Source organism: Streptomyces sp. MBT53 (assembly GCF_016654115.1).
Classification (GTDB): domain Bacteria; phylum Actinomycetota; class Actinomycetes; order Streptomycetales; family Streptomycetaceae; genus Streptomyces.
The window spans coordinates 1-4,235 of sequence record NZ_JAEQAZ010000359.1 but is presented as its reverse complement, the minus strand read 5'-3'; the positions used below and the strand labels follow the sequence as shown (position 1 = coordinate 4,235).

4 protein-coding genes and 1 pseudogene are annotated in these 4,235 nt (G+C 69.3%); all 5 read right to left on the bottom strand.

Features of this window, described 5'->3' with window-relative positions:
* Positions 1-332: pseudogene (locus tag JHN45_RS53825) on the bottom strand (hypothetical protein); the annotation flags it as partial.
* A 161-nt stretch (positions 333-493) separates the two neighbouring features.
* Positions 494-1,087 (bottom strand): hypothetical protein, encoded by a 594-nt coding sequence (locus JHN45_RS50785; protein WP_201056258.1) that lies wholly within the window; start codon positions 1,085-1,087, stop codon positions 494-496.
* 147 nt (positions 1,088-1,234) lie between these two features.
* Positions 1,235-2,179, bottom strand: coding sequence for a hypothetical protein (locus JHN45_RS50780; RefSeq protein ID WP_201056257.1), 945 nt, complete (start codon positions 2,177-2,179; stop codon positions 1,235-1,237).
* 18 nt (positions 2,180-2,197) lie between these two features.
* Positions 2,198-3,376, bottom strand: coding sequence for a peptidase M23 (locus JHN45_RS50775; RefSeq protein WP_201056255.1), 1,179 nt, complete (start codon positions 3,374-3,376; stop codon positions 2,198-2,200).
* 35 nt (positions 3,377-3,411) lie between these two features.
* Positions 3,412-4,194 carry a hypothetical protein gene (locus JHN45_RS50770; RefSeq protein WP_201056253.1) on the bottom strand — a complete coding sequence of 261 codons (783 nt, stop codon included), beginning with the start codon at positions 4,192-4,194 and terminating at the stop codon, positions 3,412-3,414.
* Between the last annotated feature and the right edge of the window lie 41 nt (positions 4,195-4,235).

The following is a 4,235-nucleotide window of genomic DNA, read 5'->3' as shown; positions in this document are numbered from 1 at the left end:
ACCTCGTCCGCGACCTCCGCGACGGCCCTGGGGTCGGCGACGTCCAGGGGCAGGAAGTCGCCGCCGATCTCCTTGGCGACGGCGGTGCCGGTCTCGGTGTTCTTCTGCGGGGTGATGCGGCCCGCGTCGAATTCCTCGGTGAGGTAGCGCGCGGCGGCTTCACTGCCGGTGCTTCCGGCGCCGACTCGGAATTCGTCGGACTGTCCGGCGGGGACGGCGTACCAAGCGCCGTGCCACCGGTAGATGAGTCCGACGTTCTTTCCGTCGACGTTGACGGGGTATCGGCATTCCTGGTCGGCGTCGCCGAGCTGGAAGCGGGTAGTGTCCTGCATTTCCTGTGCCTCTCGTTCGTTCTCTTCACAGTCGGAGCACCCGCATTCGGCGGGGTCCATATCGCCGAGGGAATGCACGTGACAGTCCGTGCAAATTCCGTCGTCGTGGACGGAGTCAACCCATTCGTTGCAGTAGTTGCAGGTGACGGTTTCCTCGGGCCTCACTGCGTCGGCTCCGGGATTTTGAGCCCGGCGGCCATGGCGTCGAGGATGTCGGCGGCGGCCCATTCAAAGGAGTTGAGGAGGCTTGCCTCGAAATGGGAGTCGAGGGGCTCGTCGAGGTATTCAGCGAGGTACTCGTGCAGTCGCTCGCGCGCCTCGGTCGGGTCCTGCACCTTGCCGAGGGTGCCGGTCTCGTCGACCGCCCAGACCTCGAATCCGTCGAGGTCGATATCGCGGCGGTCGAGGAGGTTTCCGCATTCGGGGCAGCCGAACAGGCCGTCGGGCCGAATGAGGTAGGCCGATAGGCCGCCGCACTGCGGGCAGGTAATTGGGGTCACGGAAATAGCGCCTTTCGCGTTGTGCTTCCGGGGCGTGACCCAGGAGGCCGCGCGGCGCGCCGCGTGCTTTTCGGCCCGGTGCGCGCCGAAGGCGCAGGGCCGAAAACCCTTTTGCCGGTGCGCGCCGAAGGCGCAGGCAAAAGGGCGGTCCGCGAAGCGGACCGAATCGGCGGTGAACGCGCCGAAGGCGCCCGCCGATTCGCCCGGAGGGGCCGCCAGGCCCCGCAGGGCGGTGCGCGGCGCGCCGTGTGGCACCCTGGGCCACGCCCCGGAAAAAGGGCCCGTGAGGGCGGTTAAGCGGCTCGCTGCGCCCTTGCTGCTCCGTGCTGCGCCCCAGGGTGGAAACGCAAAAGGGCCCCTCTCCCGGATGAGAGAGGGGCCCTTTGTGGGGTGGCTACGCCGTTATGCCGCTGCGCCGCTTTCAATCCAGCGGATTACGTCGCGGGCGCGCCGCGCGTTCGACTCGGCGTGCGCAGCGCTCGGGAACGCCACCAGAAGGTTCACGAGCGGCTCGGCGATTTCGCGGGCCGACTCGGGGTCCTGGTCCCGCAGCAACCGCCACGCCCCGTGTGCGTTGCGGAGGACGCGGGCGCTCTCCTCCTGGGGCGCCATGGCGTCGCGCTGACGCTGCGCGGTCTCGACGAGGAGCTCGGTCGTCTCGGCCCATTCGTGGGTGCGTGCGGTGCTGGTGAGGGTCAGCCATGCCCGCACAGTCAGCACGTTGACCGTGTGCGGGTGCAGCGGGCCGAACTGCTTGGTGAGGTCCGTTTCGAGCTGGTAGGCCGTGACGATGGCCTCGGCGAAGGCGCCGGCGCGCTGGTGCGCGGCGAGCTGCTCCCACGGGGCGCGGTACTCCTCGGGGAGCGGGCTGTTCCACTCCTCGGGGACGGGGTGGCCCCATGCGTTGGTGGCGGCGGCCCGCGGCGCCGGCGGCTGTCCGGCCGTCGTCTGCTGGCCGTGGCCCATCAAGGCCGGGGGCATCTCGCGGCGCATGGCGACGGTGAGCTCGTCGGCGTCCGGGTACGGGTGCCGGCCGCTGCTGGGCGGAGGCGGGGCGGGCTGGGACGGCGGTGCCGGGTGCGGGCGGTTGAGGGTGGTCACAGTGCCGTCTGTGGCCACGATCAGGGGCCACGCGGTGCCGTCCGCGTCCTTGGCGAGGACGCGGACGGGGCGGCCGTGTAGCGCGGCCTTGACGCGGACCTCGCCGAGGGCCAGGAGGCGGGCCTCGTCGGGGTCGAGGCCGGGGCCTGTGACCTCCTGGCCGTTGACGGCGGCGGCGCCGTTCGCGTTGAGGGTGATGGTGTAAACGGGCGTGGCGGGGACGGTGTCGGGGTCGATGCTGGTCATTGGTGCTGTCTCTCCGCTCTATCCACCCTTGGGGAAATACGGCGGCGCCCACCCGAGATAGGTTGCCTGCCAATGCTTCTCAATGTACGTCGCCGGGACGATGTCGATATAACCAGGGCGGAGTACATCATTGCTAGCGATTTTCCCATCACCGATGTATATAGCGACGTGCCCCGCTCGTTTTCCGGTGTCCCAATACATGAGGGCGCCGGGCGGGGGCATCCGGTCGCCGTCGTGTTTCATGCTCGCTGGCATTTCCTTGTAGTGGTCTATTGCGTAATTGACCCCGGAGAAATTCCAGCCGTAGGCGCGGGCGACAAAGGCCAGGCAAGCGCGGTACCAATCGCCGGTTCCGTTCGCAGCTTCGTTCTTGGCCCACGCGATGGCGTCGGCCGTCGAGCGCGGGTTCTTGACCACTGCCGGCCAGTCGGCGGCGCCGTCGTGGAACGGGTCGCCGGTCTTGCCGGTACCGCCGCCGCTGTTGTCCTCGGGGTAGCACTCGCCGTTGTCGCTCTGGTCGGTGCTGGTGTCGTCGGCCTGGTCCCCGCCGGTCGAGCTGTCGCTCGTCGTCGCGCGTTCGAGGTCGATCCCGGCGTCTTTGGCTATGTCGCGGGCGGCGCTCTCCTGCCCTGCGTAGAGCTGCTCGTACTGCTCGGCCGGGTGCTGGACGGACGCGGCGGCCTTCCAGAGAGGCATGGTTTCCCAGCCCTTGACGTCCGTCAGGCCATGGATGCCGACCGTGGATTTCGGGTCGGCGCCGAAGAGGAACATCCGGGTGGCGTACTCGGGGTTCATGAGCTGCGTCAGGGTTCCCCACCCTTGCGAGGGGCGTTGCTGGAAGAGCCCGACGCTATCGAGGTGGCCATGATTCAGATTGAGGAGGCTCGACTCCTGAAGCGCGGTCATGAGGGCGATGAGGGTTGCGCGTCCGGATAGGCCGCCGTCTGCGGCAACGGTGTCAATGATCTTGGCGTTGGCTATCTGGTTCTTCCGGACGTCCCCCGTCGTGTTGTTCTGGGCTTGGTCGCCGTCGCCGTCGTCGCCGTAGTCGACGCTCGGTTCTCCGCGGTCGCCGCACGAGTTGGCGAACGCCTGCCCTCCGCCGGCACCGGCCATGAAGCCGAGGATGCAGAGGAAGAGCACGAAGACGACGGCGCCGATGGCGTACGCCTTGAGCTTGACCGTGCCTTTCGTCATGGTCGACAGGGCGCGGGCTGCGTCGCGTCCTTCCACTACAGGCCCACGATTCGGGACACGTGCCACCCGTTGCCGCTGTTGGTCAACTCGGCCTGTACGACGGTGTTTTCGCTGTAGTCGGTGTATCCCTCGACGTCGACCTTCGCCGTCACCTTCCGCCACACACGGACGGGGGTGTCGACCGGGAGTTTGCTGTCTGCCGGCCCGGCCTTGACGGTGCTCACGGTGGCCACCCCGCCGCGGCTGACGAGCTTCTCCCACGACGGGTCATCCTGGCTGGCCAGGTTCTCGACGAGGGCGGGCGTCATGTAGGCGGCGGCCCGCAGGACGGAGGCCGAATGGTCGCCGTCCTGCGGGGGGTTGCGGGTCAGGTAGAGGCGCAGGGCCTCGGCCGCGACGTGGTCCGGGTCGCTGAGGTCGACGGCCGCGGATGGCGACGAGCTCGGCGTCGCCGAGGGCGCGCTCGGGGAGGAGGCGGGCGCGCCGTCCTGGGCGCCGGGGGTCGGCGTCGCGGTGGCCGCCGTGCTGGGGGCCTGGTGGTCACTGGCCCCGAGGAGGCCGGGCCACAGGAAGCGGGCGCCGGCACCCGCGGCCAGGACCGCCACAACGACGATCAGGGCCGCGGCCGGGCGGATGGGCTCGCGGCGGCGCTGTTCGCGGACCCATGCCTTCGAGGTGCGTCGGACCTCCTCGCGGTGCTCTCGCTTGGCCGCCCGCCGGTCGCGGCGCCCCTTCGTGCGCTTGACCTCGTCCGGGTACTGGAAGCTGGCGAGGATCTCCCGATAGTCCTGCGGGGTGCGCTCGTCCTTCTTGGCCATGGCTCACCCCTTCTTGTTGGTGTTGGTCGTGTTCCTGGGGG